We start from the raw sequence: 17,506 nt of genomic DNA, 5'->3' as shown, positions 1-17,506 counted from the left end.
CGCGAACCCTTCAGGTTTGCGCGCCGCCGTTCACCTGCAGCATCTGCCCGTTCACATAGGCGCCGCCCGGCGCCACCAGCAGGCGCAGCACCGCGGCGACCTCGACGGGCGTGCCCTCCCGGCCCACCGGCACCTTCGCCACGGCCGCGGCGCGGTAGGCCGCGCCCTCGCCCGTGGCCGGGTCATCGGCCGCGATCGGGCCAGGGGAGATGGCGTTCACCGTGACGCCCCGCGGCCCGAATTCCTTCGCCAGCGCCTTCGTCAGCCCCCAGACCCCATGCTTGGCCACCGAGACGGGCGCCCGCCCGGCATAGCCATGGATGGCATTCATCCCGGTGAAGTTCACGATCCGCCCCCAGCCGCGTTCCAGCATGCCCGGCAGGCAGGCGCGCGAGAGCCACACCGCCGCATCCATGTCCACGGCGATGACCCGGCGCCACTCCTCCTCGCCCATCTCCAGGAAGGGCTTGGCGGGGCGCAGGGCGGCGTTGTTCACCAGCACATCCACCCCGCGCGAGAGCGCCATCGCCTCCTGCGCGATGCGGGCGCATTCCGGGGCGCTGCCCACATCGCCCATCACGACCTGGGCGCGCACGCCATGCGCGCGGGCCGCTTCGGCCACCGCCTCGCAGGCCGCGCGGTCGCGCGAGCCGTTGATGACCACGTCGAAGCCATCCTGCGCCAGGCCCAGCGCCACGGCGCGGCCGATGTTGCGGCCGGCGCCGGTGACGAGGGCGGTCTTGCGCGTCGCGGACATGGGCATCCTCCTGATTTCTTGAGGTTGCCATCCAGCCATGGGCGGGCGGGGCGCGCCAGCCCCGGCCCGTCAGTGCATCAGGGCCGGTCGCGCGGGGCCGGGCAGGCGCAGCCCCTGCGCGGCCAGGATGGCGGCGAAGCGTTGCGCGCTGGCCAGCGCAGGCGTCACCTGGCCTGCCGGCAGCCAGTCCGTGAGAATCCGCACCGGCATGAAGGCATCGCCCTGCTGCAAGGCGCCCATGAGGGAGAGCATATGCACCTCATCCTCGCCAAGGGCGGGGCAATGGCAGCAACGCACCTCGATCAGGCGCCGGGCATGGCCGGCCACCACCTCCATCAGCCGGTTGAAGCCCTGCGCGCCTTCGCCGGGCACGCCGGCCAGGCGCAGGATCTCGCGCCAGTTCGGGTGCTCCTGGCCGGGCTTGACCAGGGGCGCCACCCAGGCGCGCATCGCGCCCACCACCAGCAGGGCGGGGACGTCCAGCGCGTTCACGGGCTGGTCGGTGCCGGGATGGCCGTCCGGGCAGGGAGGGGTCGGGGACATGGGGCCTTCCTTCAAGCTATCTCTTTCGGAGCGCGCGGAGGCTATGCTAAATGAGAATGCGTCGCAATTACATTCAATCCAGCCCGGAGCCCCCATGCCTGACCACAACCCCCCCAACACCGCGTTGGCCATGCTGCTGGGCCGGGCCTCCATCTCGCCCTCGCAGCTCCGCCCCCCCGCGCCCGATGCGGCCGCGCTGGAATTGTCGGTGGCGGCGGCCTTGCGCGCGCCCGACCATGGCGGGCTGCGCCCCTGGCGCTTCCGCATGATCGCGGGGGAGGCAAGGGCGCGCTGGGGCCACATGCTGGCGGACTCACTGGCCCGCCGCATCCCCGAAACCCCGCCCGAGCGGCTGGAACTGGAAGCACGCAAGCCGCTGCGCGCGCCGCTGGTCATCGCGGCGGGGGCCGCGCTGCGGCACAACCACCGCATCCCGGTGTGGGAGCAGGAGGCGACGGCGGCGGCCGGCGTCATGAACGTGATGAACGCGCTGCACGCCCAGGGCTATGGCGCCATCTGGCTCTCCTCCGGCGCGCTGGAGGACCCGGTGGTCAAGCGCGCCCTGGGTCTCGGTGAGGCGGACCTGCTGCTGGGCTGGATCTATGCCGGCACGCCGGCGGGCCCCGTCGCGCCCGTGCCGCGCCCGGACCCCTCCGCGTTCTGGTCGGCATGGGAATGAGGTTCCGGATTTCGCGACGGGCCCTGCCGGCCTTCGGAGTGGCCCTGGCCGCCCCCGCCGCCGCCGAGGACTGGCGGCTGGAGGCGCCTGGGGGTGCCCTCCACGGCACCCTTCTGCTGCCGGCGGGCGAGGCTCGGGTGCCGGCCGCGCTGCTGCTGGCCGGCTCTGGCCCCAGCGAACGGGATGGCGACGCACCCCAGATGCGCCACGCGGCGCTGCGGCGCCTGGCCGAGGATCTCGCCGTCCAGGGCATCGCGACGCTGCGCGTGGACAAGCGCGGCGTGGGCGAGAGCGCCGCCGCCGGTCCGGATGAGGCCGCGCTCACGCCCGACATCTATGCGCGGGATGCAGGCCTCTGGCTTGCGCGGCTCGCCGCGCATCCGCGCGTAGAGGGCGTCTCGGTCATCGGGCATAGCGAGGGCGGGCTGATCGGCGCGCTGCTGGCCCAGCCCCCCGCACCCGAGGCCATGCGCGGCCTGGTGCTCCTGGCGACACCGGGGCGCAGGCTGGGCGTGATCCTGCGCGAACAGCTCGCACCCCTGCTGCCCGCGGACACCCTGCCCATGGCCCTCGACATCCTCGCCCGGCTGGAGGCGGGCGAGAGCGTGGCCGAGGTCCCCCCCGTGCTCGCGCCGCTGTTCCGGCCCTCCGTCCAGCCCTACATGCGCGCCGCCCTGGCACTCGACCCGCCCGGCCTGCTCGCGCGGGTGCAACTGCCGGTGCTGATCGTGCAGGGCGGACGGGACATCCAGGTGCGCGAGGCGGACGCACGGGCCCTGGCGGGCGCGCTTCCCGCTGCGCGAAGCTTGATCCTGCCGCAGATGAACCATGTCTTGCGCGACGCGCCGGCCGACCCGGCCGGGCAGATCGCCCTCTACAATGACGCCGCGGCGCCCTTGGCCCAAGGCCTCATCCCCGCCATCGCCGCTTTCCTGCGTGGCCTGACCTGAGGAGAGAGTGACCATGTATGTCGCCTGCAACCGCTTCCGGGTGATCCCGGCCACGACCGCCGAGTTCGAGGCCATGTGGCTCAACCGTGAGAGCCACCTGCACGAGGTGGACGGTTTCATGACCTTCCACCTGCTGCGCGGCCCGGCGGCGGAGGACCATGTGCTCTATTCCTCCTTCACGCTCTGGGCATCGCGCGAGGCCTTCGAGGGCTGGACGCGCTCCGAGCAGTTCCGCCGCGCCCATGCCGGCGCGGGTGGCTCCAAGCCCACCACCATCGGCCCGCCGCAGTTCGAGGGGTTCGAGGTGCTTCAGACCATCGGCGCCACGGCCCCCGCGGGCTGAGGGCGCTCAGGCCGGGCGCCACCCGTAGGTGTCCAAGGCGATGCCGCGCGGGCGCGGGTCATGCGGCGGGTGCGCCATGGCCTCGCCCGTGTCGAGCTCCAGTCGCACGAAGGCGCGCGCGGGCCGGTGCGGGATGACCAGCCGCTCGGCATGGCCGCGCAGCGGTTCGAAGAGGTGCGGGGCGGGGGCGCCGTCCACCCGCACCGCCAGGCGCCCGCGCTGCGCCGGGTCGGCATAGCCGCGCACCCAGACCAGCAGCTCGATGGGCTGCCCCCGCGGCACCGGCATGTAGAGCGTCAGGACCGGCCCCGGTCCCGACCAGAGCGAGCGCCTGGGCGTCCCCGCGCCATCGCGCGGGTGGAAACCGCGGCCGATCAGCGGGCCTCGCACGCTGAAGCACACCGCCTCTCCGTCGAAGTCGCCGCGCAGCAGGGAGGTGGTGGTGGCGGCGTCGCGCGCTTCGAAGGCCTCGTCCGTCCAGGCCTCGGCGGTGGCGCGGTGGCGCGCCTCGAACAATTCCCGCGCGCGGGCGTAGAGCTTGGCGTCGAAGCGGGTCAGCGCCGCCAGGTGCTCGGCGGCCGCTTTCCCCTCGGCCGACATCACGCGGGCGGAGGCGCTGTCGTTCAGCCGGGGAAAATGCGGGATCGGCGGCAGGCCCAGCCGCTCGGCGACGGCATTGCGCGTGAGGTCCAGTTCCTCCGTCAGGCCCACCACCTCCGCGTCCTGGTCGAGGCAGTCCAGTGCGGCGCCCAGCAGAAGGGAGGGGTCCGCCGCCTCGCAGAAGCCCTTGTCGAGCCGGCTGGAGGCGAGCATCCGCGTCATCGTATTGTCCAGATAGTACCGATAGGGGCCGCGCCAGTGGCGCTGCAGGAACTCCAGCAGCGGCAGGCTCTGGGCGTCGGCCACCATCTCGCGCAGGTCGGCCGGCGAGGTTCGCGTGGCCATGTCGTCGAGCCGGCGCCAGTCGGAGATCTGGGAGACAAGCCGCGCCACCGGTTCGCGCAGCACGGTCATCCGCAGCGTGCCCGGGGGGGCATGGGCCATGAGGTTGCGGTGGCCATGCAGCACCGCCGCCCCCTGGAAGGCCAGGCGCGTGCGGGCTAGGCTGCCTTGCATGCGCGCATCCCAGACGCGCTGGTCGCCGGCGAGCGTGTTGAGCCAATTGTTCAGCGACGTCCCGGCGCATTTCTGGATGTGGGTGTGCAGCACCCGCTGCCAGCGCGGGCTCGGCAGCCCCGATGCGGCCTGGAAACCGCCCGGCTGCAGTCCGGCCTCGCCCTCCGGGCCGATTCCGGGCGCGTCAGGGCGGCCAATTTCCAGCAGGGTGGCCACATGGCTCAGGCTGGTGGCGACGGCGAGCGCGGGCGCGGCCGGGATGGCGCCCTCCAGCATGTCCTCGCGGGTGGGCCCGCCATGGCTCGCGATGTGGTCCAGGTGGGGAATGATCTCGGGCGCGCGCGCCAGCGTCGGCAGGGCCCGTCCGAGTGCGGCGAAGCATTCGGCCAACCCCTGCGCCGCTTCGGCCTCGCCAAGGGCCATGGCGATGCGGCTGATGGCGCGGGCCAGGGGCGGATAGGCCTGGACCGCGATCGTCGCGGGCAGGAAGGGCCGGTGCGCCGCCACCAGCGCGATCCAGTCGGCCAGCGCGGCCTCGTCCGAAGCGCCGTCGCCCGTCGCCATGATGCGGGCCGTGGCGGGCCCGAGCGCCTCGGCGAGCGCCGTGGCCCCTTCCGCGGCGAGCCGCGCCTGGGCCGCGCGCGCCGCCGCGCAGAAGCCGGGCATGTCTCGTGGCGGGACTTCCAGGTCGGCCAGCGTCGCCGCGTGCATCGCGGCCTCGCCGAACAGGGCGAGCCAATCGGGTCCGTGACGTTCCATGTGCGTCAATGCATGTGGTCGCGCACGGTGCGGGCCAGCAGCAGGCCGAGCAGCGCGCCCAGCAAGGCGAGCGCGGCCGCCGTGCCCAGATGCTCCAGCCGGCGCGGATGGGCGGCGGAGCGGGGCAGGGTGGGGCGCACGACCTCGGCCAGATAGAGCTGCTGGCGGCTCGCATCGCTGCGCGCGCGTTCGAGCGAGCCCAGCAGCGCCTCATAGGACCGCAGCGCGAGCATGGCCTCGGTCTCCAACGTCTCATAGCCGCGCAGGGCGCCGACCAGCGCTTCGGCGTTCTGGCCGGTGGCGCGCTGCGCGATCTCGCGCAACTGCCCCTCCAGCGCCGCGATGCGCTGCCGCAATTGCACGATGGCCGGCGCGTTGTCGGCGGTGAAGCGGCGCATCTGCGTGAGGCGCGCGCGTTCCTGCGCGATCTCGGCCTCCAGCCGGGCGCGCAGCTCGTCGCTCGCCTCGGCGGTGCGGCGGGGGTCCAGGATTTCGTTGGCCTCGCGGAAGCGGCGCAACTCGTCCCGGGCGCGGGCGAGGCGGTTTTCGGCATCTGCCACCTCCGCCTCCACCGCGTCCAACAGGCCGCGCCGGGCGGCGAGCGACATGCGGTTCACCAATTCTTCGGCAAGGGCGCGGGTGGCCTGGGCCAGCGCCAGCGCGTCCTCGGCCGAGAAGGCGCGCGCCTCCACCGCCACGATGCCGTTGGTGTGGTCGAAATACGGGCGGAGCTGGCTGGAGAGGTAGCGCCGCAACCGCTCGGGCGAGGCATCGGCGGGCAGCCGCGCCAGCGGATCAATCGAGGGCGCGCCGAACATCCGCCGCAGGTCGAGCCGCGCCTCCAGCGCCTGCAAGGCGTCATGGCTGCGGAGGAACTGCACCACGGCGTTGCTTTCGGTGACGGTGGCGAGCATGGGCGTGCCCATCATCGGCATGGCCCCCTGCACCCGCGGCTGGTCGGCCTGGCGGACGGCGAAGCGGACCTCGCTGACATAGACATCGGAGGCCCAGAGGAAGAGGTAGGCGGCGTAGGCCATGAAGCCCGCCAGCGCCGCGAGCAGCCACCAGCGCGTGCCGCCGCGTGGCCGGGCACGCCCCAGGGAGGGCACGGCGAGCGGCGGTGGCGCCGCGGGCGCGGGCGGGGCCGGCGCCTCGCGCCGGGCAGGGGTGCGTGCGCGTTCCTCAAGCATGGGAGACCCCCATCAACGCCGCATAGGCGGCCATGGCCTCGTCCACCGTGTCATAGGGGGTGAGGGAACCGCCATCCAGAATGGCGCAGCAATCGCACAGCGCGCGGATCGTGGCGCTGCTGTGGGAGACGAGAATGAGCGAGGAGCGCGTCAGCCGCTCGCGGAAGGCCTGGGAGGATTTGGCGCGGAAGCGCGCATCGCCCACCTCCGTGATCTCGTCCACCAGGTAGACGTCGAAATCTATGGCGAGCGACAGCCCGAAGGCGAGCTTGGCGACCATGCCGGAGGAATAGGTCTCGATCGGCATGTCCAGCCAGGGGCCGAGTTCCGCAAAGTCCGCCACGAAATCCAGCACCTCCCGCGGGGAGGCGCCGTAGAGGCGGGAGAGGAAGAGCAGGTTCTCCCGCCCCGACAGCCCGCCATGGAAGGTGCCCGAGAAGCCCATGCTGAAGGAGACGCGGCAGCGGCGCTCGATCCGCCCGGCATCGGGCGCCTCGCTGCCGGCGATGAGACGCAGCAGGGTGGACTTGCCCGCGCCGTTCCCGCCCAGGATTCCCACATTGCGACCGGGCGGGAAGGCGATGCTGACATCGCGCAGGATGGGCTTGCGGCTGCCATCGCGCGCCCGGTAGGCCTTGCTGACACCATCCAACACGATCATGTCGCCCCCCGCAGCCGGCGATGGAAGGCCGCCACCAGCAGCCCCCCCAGCAGCAGCGATGCCAGCGCCCAGCGCAGCAGGTAGCCGGTGTCGAGATAGGGCGAGACATAGAGCGGGTAATAGGCCTGCCGCACCCATTCGAGCGCGTGGATCAGCGGGTTCCACAGCACCCATTCGCGGATGCCGGCCGGCATCATGTTCGGGTGGTAGAAGATGCCCGAGACGAAATAGAGGCCGCGCAGCGACACGGTCCAGACCCGCTCCGGCAATTCGCTCAGTTCGCTCAGCACCATGTTGGCGAGCGCGATCCCGCTTGCCAGCAGGAACAGCACGACATAGGCCGCGACCAGCGAGAGCGGATCATGCGGCAGCTGCGCGAAGCCCATGGCCATGAAAGCCGTCAGCGTCACCAGGAAGACCAAGACATCGGTCGCGGCGCGCAGCAGCAGGCGCGCGGCCGCGATGTCGCCCAGCGTCACGACCGGCACCGAGAGCAGCACCCGGCTGTCGCGCGCCATGTGCATGCCGCGCTCGGTGACATGGCAGAAGAAGAGGTAGGGCAGCACGCCCGTCATGTAGAAGACGGGCAGGCTGTCGCCGATGGGCGCGCGGCCGCCGCCCATGATGCCGATGGCCACGAACAGGATGAAGACGTGGGTGATGGGCTCGAAGAGGGACCAGGCATAGCCCAGCCGGCTGTGGGTGAACTGCGTGCGCGCCTCGCGCAGCATCAGCGCGTCCACGATGCGCGCGCGCGTCCGCAGCAGCGGGCCCAGGGCGATGCGGGGCGGCGGCGGCAGGCTGGCGGGCAAGCGCGCCCAGGCGGGGGTTTCGCGGCCCGGCCTCTCGATCTGGGCGGGCGGGGGCGCGTGTTCGCGGTTGAGCGCCTCGGCGCCGCTGGAGACCAGCACCTCCTCCGCGAAGCCCACCTGGTCCGACGAGAGAGCGGCCGCGCGGCGGCTGGCGGCGATGGCCTCCTCCACCTGGCCCAGCGCCAGGTGGGCGGCCGAGGCCATGCGCCAGGCCACGGCATGCTCCGGTGCCAGGCCGATGGCGCGCCCCGCCGCCAGCAGCGCCGCGCCGGGTGCCCCCTGTTGCAGGCGCAGCCCGGCCAGGTGGATGAGATACTCCTCCGCGCGCGGGTCCAGCCGCACCGCCGCCTCCGCCGCCTCCACCGCCTGGCGCTGCCGGCCCAGCACGGCCCAGATGCCGCTGAGCACGCGGGCGAAGAGCGGGCCGGTGCCCGCCTCGGGCCAGAGCGGCAGCATGGCCTGCTCGGCCCAATGCGGTTCCTCGGCCTGGAGCAGCAGGCAGGCCGCCTCGATGCGGGGGAACTCCGCGCCCGGGGCCTCCGCCATGCGGTCGAGGGCGCCAGCGAGACGCCCGGTGGGCTCGGCGGGGAAGGGGGTACGCAGCAGGGGCGCCAGCGCCTCGGGCGTCCAGGCCTCGTCCTGCGGCACGGCGGCGCCCAGCAGCAGCGCGACGAGGCGCAGGGCGGGCGTGTCCTCGCCCCGCGCCCGCGCCGCCGCGATGCGCGCGCGCGCCTCGTCAGCACGGTCCTCCCGCACCAGGGATGCGAGTGCGGCGGGGTCCTCCTGGCCGGTGCCGTCGCGGATCACACGGGAAGTCTCATCGGGGGAAGGCCCGCACCAGCCCGCCCGGCTTGCCGTCGAACTGCGCCGGCGCCTCGGGGCCATAGTCGTGCCAGCCGGGTGGGGCGCCGGGGACGTTGTACTGGACGTGGTACAGGTCGCGCGGGATGGCGGCGAAGAGGTCGGCGGCACTCTGGCCGAACTGGGGCAGGAATTGCGGGTGGACCTCGATGAAGATGCGCGGCCGGCATTCGCGCAGCAGCCGCTGCGCGCCCATCAGCGCCCCCGCCTCAGCGCCCTCCACGTCGAGCTTGAGGAAGGATGGGCGCGCATCCAGGTAGTCGTCCAGCGGCTCGATCGCGAGCGGGAAGGAGCTGGCCGCACGCTGGATGGGCTTGGCGCCGCTGGTGATCTGGGCTTCCAGCTCGGTCATCACCGTCTCGTGCTTCACGCCCACGCCGGTGCGCGTGGAGGTGAGCCAGGGCGTGTCGTTCAGGATGGCCTGGGCCTCCACCTGCAGGTAGTTCTGCGGGAAGGGGTCGAAGGCGATGACGCGGCCGGCGGGGCCGGTGGCCTTGGCGAAGAGCAGCGCGATCTCGCCCGCATGGGCGCCGCAGTCGAGGATGGTCTCGCCCGGCCGGGCATATCCCTCGGTCAGGTAGAAGCCGCCGTGATGCTGCGTGCTCTGCGCGTACCAGGACAGCGAATTGGGCGTCCCGATCAGCATGGGGAAGCGCGGGTCCACCCCGCGCTCGACGAAGCAGGGCTTGAGGAAGCATTGCCCGCCCCGGTAGTCGTGCTGCGCCATGGCGGCCTCGGCCGTCCGCAGGAATTCGGCCCGCGCCTCCCGCATGCGGCCAAGGTCGGGCGGGCCGGTCAGCGCGGCAAGCTTCTCGTAGTAGGGGTTGAAGCTGTAGGGCGCGTAGTCCTGCCCGGCGAAGCCGCGGGCGAAGCGCAGCGTGACCTCGCCCTCGAAGGGCTTGACCACCGCGACCAGCTGCAGGCTGGGGGATTGCGGCCGGGCGGCGATGCGCGAGGCCACGGAAAGGTGGCTCACGGCCCGCACCGGCATATGGCCCGCGAAGAGGAAGTCCTGCCCCTCGGCGATGCCCAGCGCCAGCCCTTCCACCGCGGCGATGCGCCCGCATTTGAGCGAGAGTGCGGCGATGGTGCCGTAGCGCGGGTCTTCCACCGCCTCGGGCAGGAAGGGCAGGCGCAGGATGAGGTGGCCGTTCTTCGTGGCCGTCCCGGCGCGGCGCAGGGTGATGGAGAGGTCCACCACATCGCCCCGCGCGCGCCGCGCGGCAGAGACCGCGTGGAAGGTGACGCTGGCCGAGGGCCGTTCCTCCTCGCCCAACCCGTTCCAGGTGAGGTCCATCAGCAGCGGGTGGCAGCCCGGCTCATGCGTGACACCCGTGAGGTCGAGGCCGCTTGCGTTCACCTCCGGGCCGCTCAGGAGGAAGACGTCGTCATGCCGCACCAGGAAGCGGGCGGCGACGGCGTCGGGGACGCCCTCGGGCAGGGGATGTTCCATGGGGTCAGCCTTTCACGCGCGCGGCGCGCGCCGGACAAGTGAGGAGGGCATCAGTGGTCATGGCGGCGATAGACGGCGCAGATGTTCTGCGGGGCCTCGGTCTGGTGCAGGATGTCCACGCATTCGGCCATCTCATCCAGCAGCTCACGCGCGGCGGTGGTGGTCTTCCACTGTGCGTCGTCGAACAGGATGATCCCGCCCGGCCGCACCCGGCGGCCATAGCGCAGCACATCCTCGGCGGCGGCGAGCCGCGCGTGGGAGCCATCTATGTGCAGGTAGTCTATGCGGGGAAAGAGGTGGTCCACCGCGGCCGAGGGGGCCTCCAGGATGCCCACCTCGCGCACCAGGTCGTGGTCGGCCAGGAAGCGCAGGAAGGCGCGCTTGATGGGCCCGAAATCGAGCCCGCCCCACCATGCGTCATTGGCGTCGGTGGTGCGGTCGTGCACCGCCAGGGTGCCGGACCAGCCCTCCACGCCCCAGATCCGCCCCTGGCCCAGATGTCGCAGTGCCGCGGCGCAGGGGATGAGGGAGCGTCCGCCATAGACCCCCACCTCGACGCAGACGAGGGGCCGTTCCTCCAGCACCAGCCGCGCGATGAAGAGGGACTTCTCGCGGTAGCACCAGCCTTCCAGCTGCGCCTCCGACGCCTCGATGAGCGCCAGCACCGAAGGAGGGACGCCGGCGCGTATGGCCGGCCCGGTCAGCGCCGCGGCGTCGCGCAGGACCGAGGCGGTGTTGCGCACGAAATCGGCCAGCACGAGCGGGGTGTCGGGCAAGGTGATGCCCCGCTCATGCGCCTCGTAGGCCTCGTGCGCCAGGAGATAGGCGTGGTGGCGCGCCAGCTCCTGGCACAGGGCGGGCGGCAGGGCGGGCGTGGCGCGCGCGAGGGCGTCCGGCAGCGACTTGACCAGCGAAGCGAAGTCCTGGGGCGGCTCGGTGCCCAGCAAGTCTCGCCAAAGCCCCGCCAACTCGTCCGGCAGGGGAGGGAGGGCGGCAAGGGGGAGAGATGCGTCGTCGGCCATGGGCTTCGGCTCAGCGCCCGGCCTGCGCCGCGGCGGGGGCCGCGTGCAGGCGGACATACATCTCGGCATTCGTACGGGTGTTGAAGGGCATTTCGACCCCGCGTCGGTCCCGCATCGGCTCGGCCATCACGCGCTGGGCGAGTTCGGCGTAGTTGCCGATGTCGAAGAACTCGATCTCGTCCGGGAAATAGCGGGCGAGCTGGAGGAAGGCGCGCGTGCGGCTGGCCACCACCCGGCAGCCCATGTTCAGCGCCAGCGCGATGGCGCCGCTGCTGGTCTGGCCCACCTCCAGATAGGGCATCACCACCGTGTCGCAGATCGCCATGGCGCGCGCGAAGCCCGCATCGTCCAGCACGCCCATAAAGTGGATGCGCGGGCCGAGATCCTGGGGGTGCGCCTCCATCACGCGCGCGGCATCGGCCTCCAGCCGCAGCCCGCCCGCGCCCTCCTCGCGCAGCACGTCCAGCACGGAACGCCCGACGCGCCCCTCGCGCAGCAGCTGTTCCAGATAGGGGTCAATGGCGGCGTACCGCTTGATGGCCTGCGGATGCACGCCGCCGAAGACCAGCAGGTGGTGGTCGGGCGGCAGCAGGCGCAGGGCGTGGACCGCCGTCTCGAATCCCTTGTAGGGCGAGAGGAAGCCGAAGGTCCCGATCAGCTTCGCATCCTCAGGCAGGTGGCGCAGCTGCGGGAAGTCATGCCGGCGTGCCACGGCGCGGATCGCCTCGCTCTCCGCGGCGCTGACGAAGCTGAGCGGGTGGTGCGAGACATCGCCAAAGCCCAGCACCTCTCGCAGCAGGCGCGCATCCCGCCGGTTGTGGGCGATGAGGCGCAGCGTCTTGCGCCGTTCCGTGCGTCGCAGCAGCGCATAGGCGCGGCGGGCCAGAAGGTCGTCGCGGAACCCGCCCACCATGGCCGCCACGGCGCGGTGCGGCAGCAGTCGGGCCAGCGCCGCGCCGGCCTCGCCCCAGCGCAGGCCGGTGTTCACTTCCAGCATGGTGTGGAAGGTGATGCTGACCGCCGGCGCCGCGTCCAGCAGCCAGCCCAGCCGGCGCAGGATGCGTTCCGCGGTCAGTCCCAGCGTGCCGTATTCCAGCTGGATGTTCACGAAGTCGAAGGCCGGCAGGGCGCGCGCGATGTCCTGGATGTGCCGGTCCGCCTGCTGGCGCACGCGGCGGTGCGGGCTGCGCAGCAGGAACTGGTCGAGGTCGAACACCGTCACGTCCATGTGCGGCGAGAGCTGCTTCTCCAGCGCGCGGGTATAGCCCGCGATGCCGCAAAGCTCGTCGAAGGTGCTGATGATGGCGAGCCTGGTGCGCCGGGGCGTGATCTGCGGCAGGTCCATCCGTGCACTCCCCGAAGTCGGTGGCCAGCCATGTGCCGGGCCGAGAAACGACTGATCTTCCTTTGCATGCAACTTGAACGGGAAAAAGACTTTACGCAAGAGGATACGGAACTTAGAGTTCAACTCGTCAGGGAGCTTTTCGCTTTTGAGCACGCAGTCGAAAGCGCCAGAAGAGCGGGTAGGGAGGATGAATTGACCGTCGTGAGCTCCGTTGACGGAATATTAACGACACCTTCGCAGCATGTGTCGATGCTTGCGCTGGAATCGTTGCCACCGGTTCTCCGACGCCAGGTCAACCCAGGATCGCCTCCGGTGGTCTGGCTCGACGTCTCGCGGCTTCTCTGGCGCGTCTTCCGTGGAAATCTTACGGGTATTGATCGGGTCGAACTCGCCTATGCCGAGCATCTGCTGGATGCGGAGGGCGAGGTGGAGACCCATCTCGTGGGCTTCGACTACCGGGGCGGATTCCGGCTTCTTCCGGGCGCCCAGGCGCGCCGTCTGGTTCGCGCCGTCCGCCCGGCCCTGGCCGCCGGCCGCCTGTCGGAGCTTCGACGGCAAGCCTTGGGGCTGCTGACGGCGGGCGTGACGGGCGTGCTGCCGCATCCTTCGGCGGGGGGGCGGGCCGCCGTCTACCTGAATGTCTCGCACCACCCCCTGCACCATGGCGGGGCCATCGCGCGGCTGCTGCGCCGCACGGGCGCGCGCTTCGTGCCCCTGGTGCATGACCTGATCCCGCTGGACTGGCCCGAGTTCTCGCCGCCCGCCGAGGTGGCGCGGCATCGGCGCCGCCTGGACACGGTGAACACCCTCGCCGATGCGGTGCTGACCAATTCCGCCGCCACCGCGGCCGTGCTTCGGCCGCGACTGCGGCCAGGGCTGCCGGTCGTCGCGGCGCCGCTTGGAGTGACCCCGGTGGTGCCCGAAGCTGGCGCGGCCGGGATGGCGCAGGGGCGGCCCTACTTCCTGGCGGTCGGCACCATCGAGCCGCGCAAGAACCACCTCTTGCTGCTCCATGCCTGGCGGCGGATGGCGGCGGCGGCGCGCGGGCCCACGCCGCTGCTGGTGCTGGTGGGGCGGCGCGGCTGGGAGAACGAACAGGTCCTCGACGTGCTGGAGCGCGGGCCGCTCGCGGGGCGGGAGGTGCGTGAGCTGGGCGGGCTGAACGACGGGGAACTGACCGGCCTGATGAAGGGCGCGCGCGCCCTCCTCATGCCGAGCTTCGCCGAGGGATTTGGTCTGCCGGTCGCCGAGGCGCTGGCGCAGGGCGTGCCCGTGATCGCCAGCGCCATCCCCGCGCACCGTGAGGTGGGTGCCGGCGTGCCGGAATTCCTCGATCCCGGTGACCTGCCGGCTTGGCAGGCGATGATCGAGAACTACGCTGCCCCGAGCAGCCCCTTCCGCGAAGCACAGATGCTGCGGCTGCGCGGCTGGTCGGCCCCGCGCTGGGAGACGCACATGCGAACGGCGATCACCCTGCTGCGCGAGGTGGCGGAGGAAGGGCCGCGCCTGCCCGCGCCGTCAGTGGCGGGCCTTCGCCTGCACGGCGGCGGCTAAAACGGGCCGGGGCAGGCCGCCTGGACGCGGCATGCGTCACGCGGCTCACGAGAGGGCGCCCGTGGCCTTGGTCAGCCCTTGGCCTCGGGCATATGGCCCAGCGTGCCCTCGTATTTCTCCGCGGCCTCCGCGGGCAGGAACTCGGCCTCCAGCTCGCGGATGCGGTCGAAGCCCGCGAAGCCGTGCAGATTGCCCATCGGGTGCTGCTTGAATCGGGCGTCCAGCGCCGCCTCCGCCATGGTGCCATGTTCGTGGATGCTGGTCGCGAAATCGTGCACGGCCATGATGGTCGCGCGCATGGCCGCGCCCGGCAGGATGCACAGGCCGATGCCCATGCGTCCCATGTCGGCCTCGGAGAGGCGGGGCGAGATGCCGGTCATGTTGTAGAAGATGGGCCCCTTCACCTCCCGGCCGATGCGCGACACCTCCTCGACATTGGCCGGACCTTCCACGAAGGCCATGTCTGCGCCGGCATCGAGGAAGGCATTGGCGCGCCAGATGGCCTCCTCCAGGGAACCGCCATGCGCGCCGCGCGCATCGGTGCGCGCGATCAGCACGAAGTCGGGGTCCAGCGCGTCACGCGTGGCGGCGGCGGCACGGATCTTCTGGATGGCCTCCTCGCGCTGCAGCACCTCGCGCCCCGCGACATGGCCGCAGCGCTTGGGCGCCACCTGGTCTTCCAGATGGATGCCGGCGACGCCCGCGCGCAGGAATTCCTCCACCGTGCGGACCACGTTGATGGCATTGCCATGGCCCGTATCGGCATCCGCGATCACGGGCACGCGCACCGCGCCCGCGATGCACTTCGCGTTGAAGACCATCTCGGTGAGCGTGGCGAGGCCCGCGTCGGGCAGGCCCAGCAGCGAAAGCGAGGTGCCATAGCCCGACATGTAGACGGCCGGAAAACCCGCGTGCTCCAGCACGCGGGCGGAGAGCGCATTGTAGCAGCCCGGCACGATGAGCGGCTTGTTGGCCTGCATCAGCGCGCGCAGGCGCGTGGTCGGGCGTTGGGATTCCGCAGTGCCGAGGCGCATCAGAGGGGTGCCCCTTCACGGGGTTTGCACGGCGCCATGTCACTCTCCCGAACCCGTTGATTGGGCAGGATGGTAGTCACGCGGCGGCCGCGCGAGTCAACCCGGCGGGGGCCTCACCCGGCGCGGCGCAGCGCGGTGGGGTAGAGGCGTCCACCTTCCTCCGCGCGCATCGCCTCCAGCACGAAGCCGCCCGGCGCTTCGAGCGTCTCGCGCCGTGGCGGCGCATCATCGGCGGCACGGAAGGCGGCGCGCAGCGCGCGTCCCTCCATGCCCTCGCCCGATAGGCCCATGCCGTGCAGCAGGGTGGGCGCGATGTCGGTGAGGTCCGCGGGCTCCTCGGCCACCACGCCCGCACCAAAGGCGCCGCCCTGCATCACCAGCACGGTGGCGAGTTCTGCGCGGTGCAGGCCGCCATGCATGCCGCCGCCATCGGGCACATCGGGCGCGTCGAAGGGCGCGCGGCCAGGCAGGCCCCAATGGTCGGGGCCTTCATCGCCCGCGAAGGTGACGACGAGGTCGGCGCTGCGCGCATGCGCGCTGCCGAGCAGCGAGAGCGGCAGGGCGCGGCCCGGGGCCAGGATGCCAGAGTCGCGCGCCAGCAGCGGCCCGGCCCAGGACTGGGTCGCAAGGTAATCCGCGATCTGCGGGGCGAGCGCCGCGTCCCGCAGCCACAGCCCGGGGGCCGAGGCGGGGGCCACCACCACATCCACATCCGCCGCCATGCCCGTGCCGGCGCGGAAGCCCGCGCGGCGGAGTTCCTCGCGCAGCGACATCTTCCCGTGGCCGGTGACATGGCCGTGGTCGGACAGCACGATGAGGCCGATCTCCGCCGCATCGGGCTGCACATCGCGCCAGGCGATGATGCGACCCAGCACGGCATCCGCCGCGCGCAGGGCCTCCAGCGTCGCTTCGGAACCCAGGCCGGCCCAGTGAAACGCCACATCCGGTTCGGAGAGCCAGATCAGCGCCACATCCGGCCGGTGGCGCGGCAGGACGTGTTCGAGCAACACGCGGCCCGCGAATTCCACCCGAGCCGTGTTGGGCGTGCCGTGCGGGGGCGTGGCGCCCAGCGCGTCGCGCACCTCGGCGGCGGTGGCGCCTTCCGTGTCCTCGACATTCCAGCGGAAGCTGCGCAGGCGCTCGGCCGCGGGGTGCAGCAGCCGCGCGGCCCCGGCCGTGCCGGCACTGACCAGGGCGAAGGTCTTGCCCTGCCGGGCCAGGCGCTCGCCCAGGCTCGGGCGTTGCAGCGGCGTCTCGCCGCCCGCGGCCATGGCCAGCACGTCCTCGACCAGCTTGGTCCGCAGCAGCCGGTCCGGCGCCACGGAGGCGTCGAACAGCGTGTTCGCCACCATGCCATGCCCGCCCGGCCGGCAGCCGGTGATGAGGGAAGGCGTGGCCACCCGCGTCTCCGAGGGGAAGACGCTGCGCGCATTGGCGAAGCGCGTGCCGCGCGCCGCCAGGGCCGCGAGGTGGGGCGTATTGGCGGCATTGACCATGTCCGGCCGCAGCCCATCCAGGGCGACCATGAGGCAGCGTTTCATCAGGCGTTCCTCGCGCATCTTCTCAGCGCAGTGTGGGGTCCAGCCGGTCGCGCAGCCAATCCCCGATCAGGGAGACGGAGAGCGTGGTCAGCACGATGACGACGGCCGGCGCCAGCAGGATCCAGGGCGCGCGGGTCAGATACTCGCGTCCGAAGCCCACCATGTTGCCGAGCGAGGTGGCCGGCGGCTGCACGCCGAGGCCCAGGAAGGAGAGGCCGCTTTCCAGCAGGATCACCTCCGGGAAGGCCAGTGTCATGGAGACGATGAGCGTGGAGGCGATGTTGGGCAGGATGTGCCGCCCATAGACGCGCAGCGGCCGCGCCCCCAATTGCCGCACCGCCCCCGCATAGCCCTGCGCCGAGGCCGAGATGGCGAGGCCCCGCGCGATGCGCGCATAGCGTTCCCACGCATGCAGCCCCAGCAGCAGGACGAAGAGCAGCATGGAGTTTCCGAAGAAGGCCAGCACCGCCAGCGCCAGGATCAGGAAAGGGATGGAGGCGGAAAAATCCACCAATGCCATCACCGCATTCTCCACGATCCCACGGAAATGCGCGGCCAGGAAGCCCAGCGTGGTTCCCAGCACCGCGCCCACGATGGTGGCGCCGAAGGCAATGATGAGGCTGGTGCGGATGGAGTAGATCAGCCGCGAGAGGACGTCGCGGCCCAGCTCATCGGTCCCGAGCGGATGCAGCCAGTCGCCACCCATGAAGACGGGCGGGGAGAGGCGGTTGCGAAGGTCCAGCGCCGTGTAGGCGAAGGGGCTGATAAGGTCGGCTGCCAGCGCCACCACCAGCATCAGCCCGATCCAGATCAGGCCGAACATGACCAGCGGCGGGGGCAGTTCGCGCTTGCGGGCAGGCGGCGCGCCGAGGGCGACTTCGCTCAT

General features: G+C 72.0%; 16 protein-coding genes. 4 read left to right on the top strand and 12 right to left on the bottom strand.

All coding sequences use genetic code 11. The annotated features are described in order from the left end of the window. Positions 1–10: 10 nt before the first annotated feature. Positions 11–757: an SDR family NAD(P)-dependent oxidoreductase gene (locus tag JTN19_RS04020; RefSeq protein ID WP_206930620.1), complete on the bottom strand. Its 747-nt coding sequence runs from the start codon at positions 755–757 to the stop codon at positions 11–13. A gap of 69 nt (positions 758–826) precedes the next feature. Then, positions 827–1,300, bottom strand: coding sequence for a hypothetical protein (locus JTN19_RS04015; protein WP_206930619.1), 474 nt, complete (start codon positions 1,298–1,300; stop codon positions 827–829). A gap of 94 nt (positions 1,301–1,394) precedes the next feature. On the opposite strand from JTN19_RS04015, the gene JTN19_RS04010 reads away from it, so the two are divergent. The 3 genes from JTN19_RS04010 to JTN19_RS04000 are packed head-to-tail and all read left to right on the top strand — an operon-like array spanning position 1,395 to position 3,272. Beyond that, complete coding sequence (locus tag JTN19_RS04010; protein WP_206930618.1) at positions 1,395–1,979, top strand: nitroreductase family protein; 585 nt, start codon at positions 1,395–1,397, stop codon at positions 1,977–1,979. Positions 1,980–2,017: 38 nt separating this feature from the next. Then, entirely contained in the window at positions 2,018–2,929 is a 912-nt protein-coding gene (locus tag JTN19_RS04005; protein WP_206930617.1) for an alpha/beta fold hydrolase, read from the top strand. 13 nt (positions 2,930–2,942) lie between these two features. Further along, on the top strand, positions 2,943–3,272 hold the full coding sequence (locus tag JTN19_RS04000) for an antibiotic biosynthesis monooxygenase family protein (RefSeq protein WP_206930658.1): 330 nt from the start codon (positions 2,943–2,945) through the stop codon (positions 3,270–3,272). Positions 3,273–3,278: 6 nt separating this feature from the next. Here JTN19_RS04000 and JTN19_RS03995 read toward each other — a convergent pair whose 3' ends face one another. Genes JTN19_RS03995 through JTN19_RS03965 form a run of 7 tightly spaced genes read right to left on the bottom strand, consistent with a single transcriptional unit; the run spans position 3,279 to position 12,491 of the window. Beyond that, positions 3,279–5,147: a sulfotransferase family 2 domain-containing protein gene (locus JTN19_RS03995; protein WP_206930616.1), complete on the bottom strand. Its 1,869-nt coding sequence runs from the start codon at positions 5,145–5,147 to the stop codon at positions 3,279–3,281. 5 nt (positions 5,148–5,152) lie between these two features. Beyond that, complete coding sequence (locus JTN19_RS03990) at positions 5,153–6,337, bottom strand: hypothetical protein (protein ID WP_206930615.1); 1,185 nt, start codon at positions 6,335–6,337, stop codon at positions 5,153–5,155. After that, a complete protein-coding gene (locus tag JTN19_RS03985) occupies positions 6,330–6,998 on the bottom strand; it encodes an ABC transporter ATP-binding protein (RefSeq protein ID WP_191084926.1) in 669 nt (222 codons plus the stop codon). The genes JTN19_RS03990 and JTN19_RS03985 overlap by 8 nt, the downstream gene beginning before the upstream one ends. Then, complete coding sequence (locus tag JTN19_RS20485; RefSeq protein WP_206930614.1) at positions 6,995–8,617, bottom strand: ABC transporter permease; 1,623 nt, start codon at positions 8,615–8,617, stop codon at positions 6,995–6,997. Before JTN19_RS20485 ends, JTN19_RS03985 begins: the two co-directional genes overlap by 4 nt. A gap of 10 nt (positions 8,618–8,627) precedes the next feature. Beyond that, positions 8,628–10,124 (bottom strand): FkbM family methyltransferase, encoded by a 1,497-nt coding sequence (locus JTN19_RS03975; protein ID WP_206930613.1) that lies wholly within the window; start codon positions 10,122–10,124, stop codon positions 8,628–8,630. 50 nt (positions 10,125–10,174) lie between these two features. Continuing rightward, positions 10,175–11,146, bottom strand: a complete 972-nt coding sequence (locus JTN19_RS03970; RefSeq protein WP_206930612.1) for a class I SAM-dependent methyltransferase — start codon at positions 11,144–11,146, stop codon at positions 10,175–10,177. 10 nt (positions 11,147–11,156) lie between these two features. Next, positions 11,157–12,491 (bottom strand): glycosyltransferase family protein, encoded by a 1,335-nt coding sequence (locus JTN19_RS03965; RefSeq protein ID WP_206930611.1) that lies wholly within the window; start codon positions 12,489–12,491, stop codon positions 11,157–11,159. Positions 12,492–12,803: 312 nt separating this feature from the next. On the opposite strand from JTN19_RS03965, the gene JTN19_RS20480 reads away from it, so the two are divergent. Beyond that, entirely contained in the window at positions 12,804–14,045 is a 1,242-nt protein-coding gene (locus JTN19_RS20480) for a glycosyltransferase (RefSeq protein WP_206930610.1), read from the top strand. A gap of 71 nt (positions 14,046–14,116) precedes the next feature. Here JTN19_RS20480 and JTN19_RS03955 read toward each other — a convergent pair whose 3' ends face one another. The 3 genes from JTN19_RS03955 to JTN19_RS03945 form a co-directional block, all read right to left on the bottom strand. Further along, positions 14,117–15,079, bottom strand: coding sequence for an isocitrate lyase/PEP mutase family protein (locus tag JTN19_RS03955; RefSeq protein WP_206930609.1), 963 nt, complete (start codon positions 15,077–15,079; stop codon positions 14,117–14,119). 113 nt (positions 15,080–15,192) lie between these two features. Further along, positions 15,193–16,620 carry an alkaline phosphatase family protein gene (locus JTN19_RS03950; protein WP_206930608.1) on the bottom strand — a complete coding sequence of 476 codons (1,428 nt, stop codon included), beginning with the start codon at positions 16,618–16,620 and terminating at the stop codon, positions 15,193–15,195. A gap of 22 nt (positions 16,621–16,642) precedes the next feature. Continuing rightward, on the bottom strand, positions 16,643–17,506 hold the full coding sequence (locus JTN19_RS03945) for an ABC transporter permease (protein WP_242530844.1): 864 nt from the start codon (positions 17,504–17,506) through the stop codon (positions 16,643–16,645).

The sequence above is a fragment of the Roseococcus thiosulfatophilus genome (genome assembly GCF_017311575.1).
Taxonomy (GTDB): Bacteria; Pseudomonadota; Alphaproteobacteria; order Acetobacterales; family Acetobacteraceae; genus Roseococcus; species Roseococcus thiosulfatophilus.
Note: the sequence above shows the minus strand (reverse complement) of the source record. Positions and strands in the feature narration are given on the sequence as shown.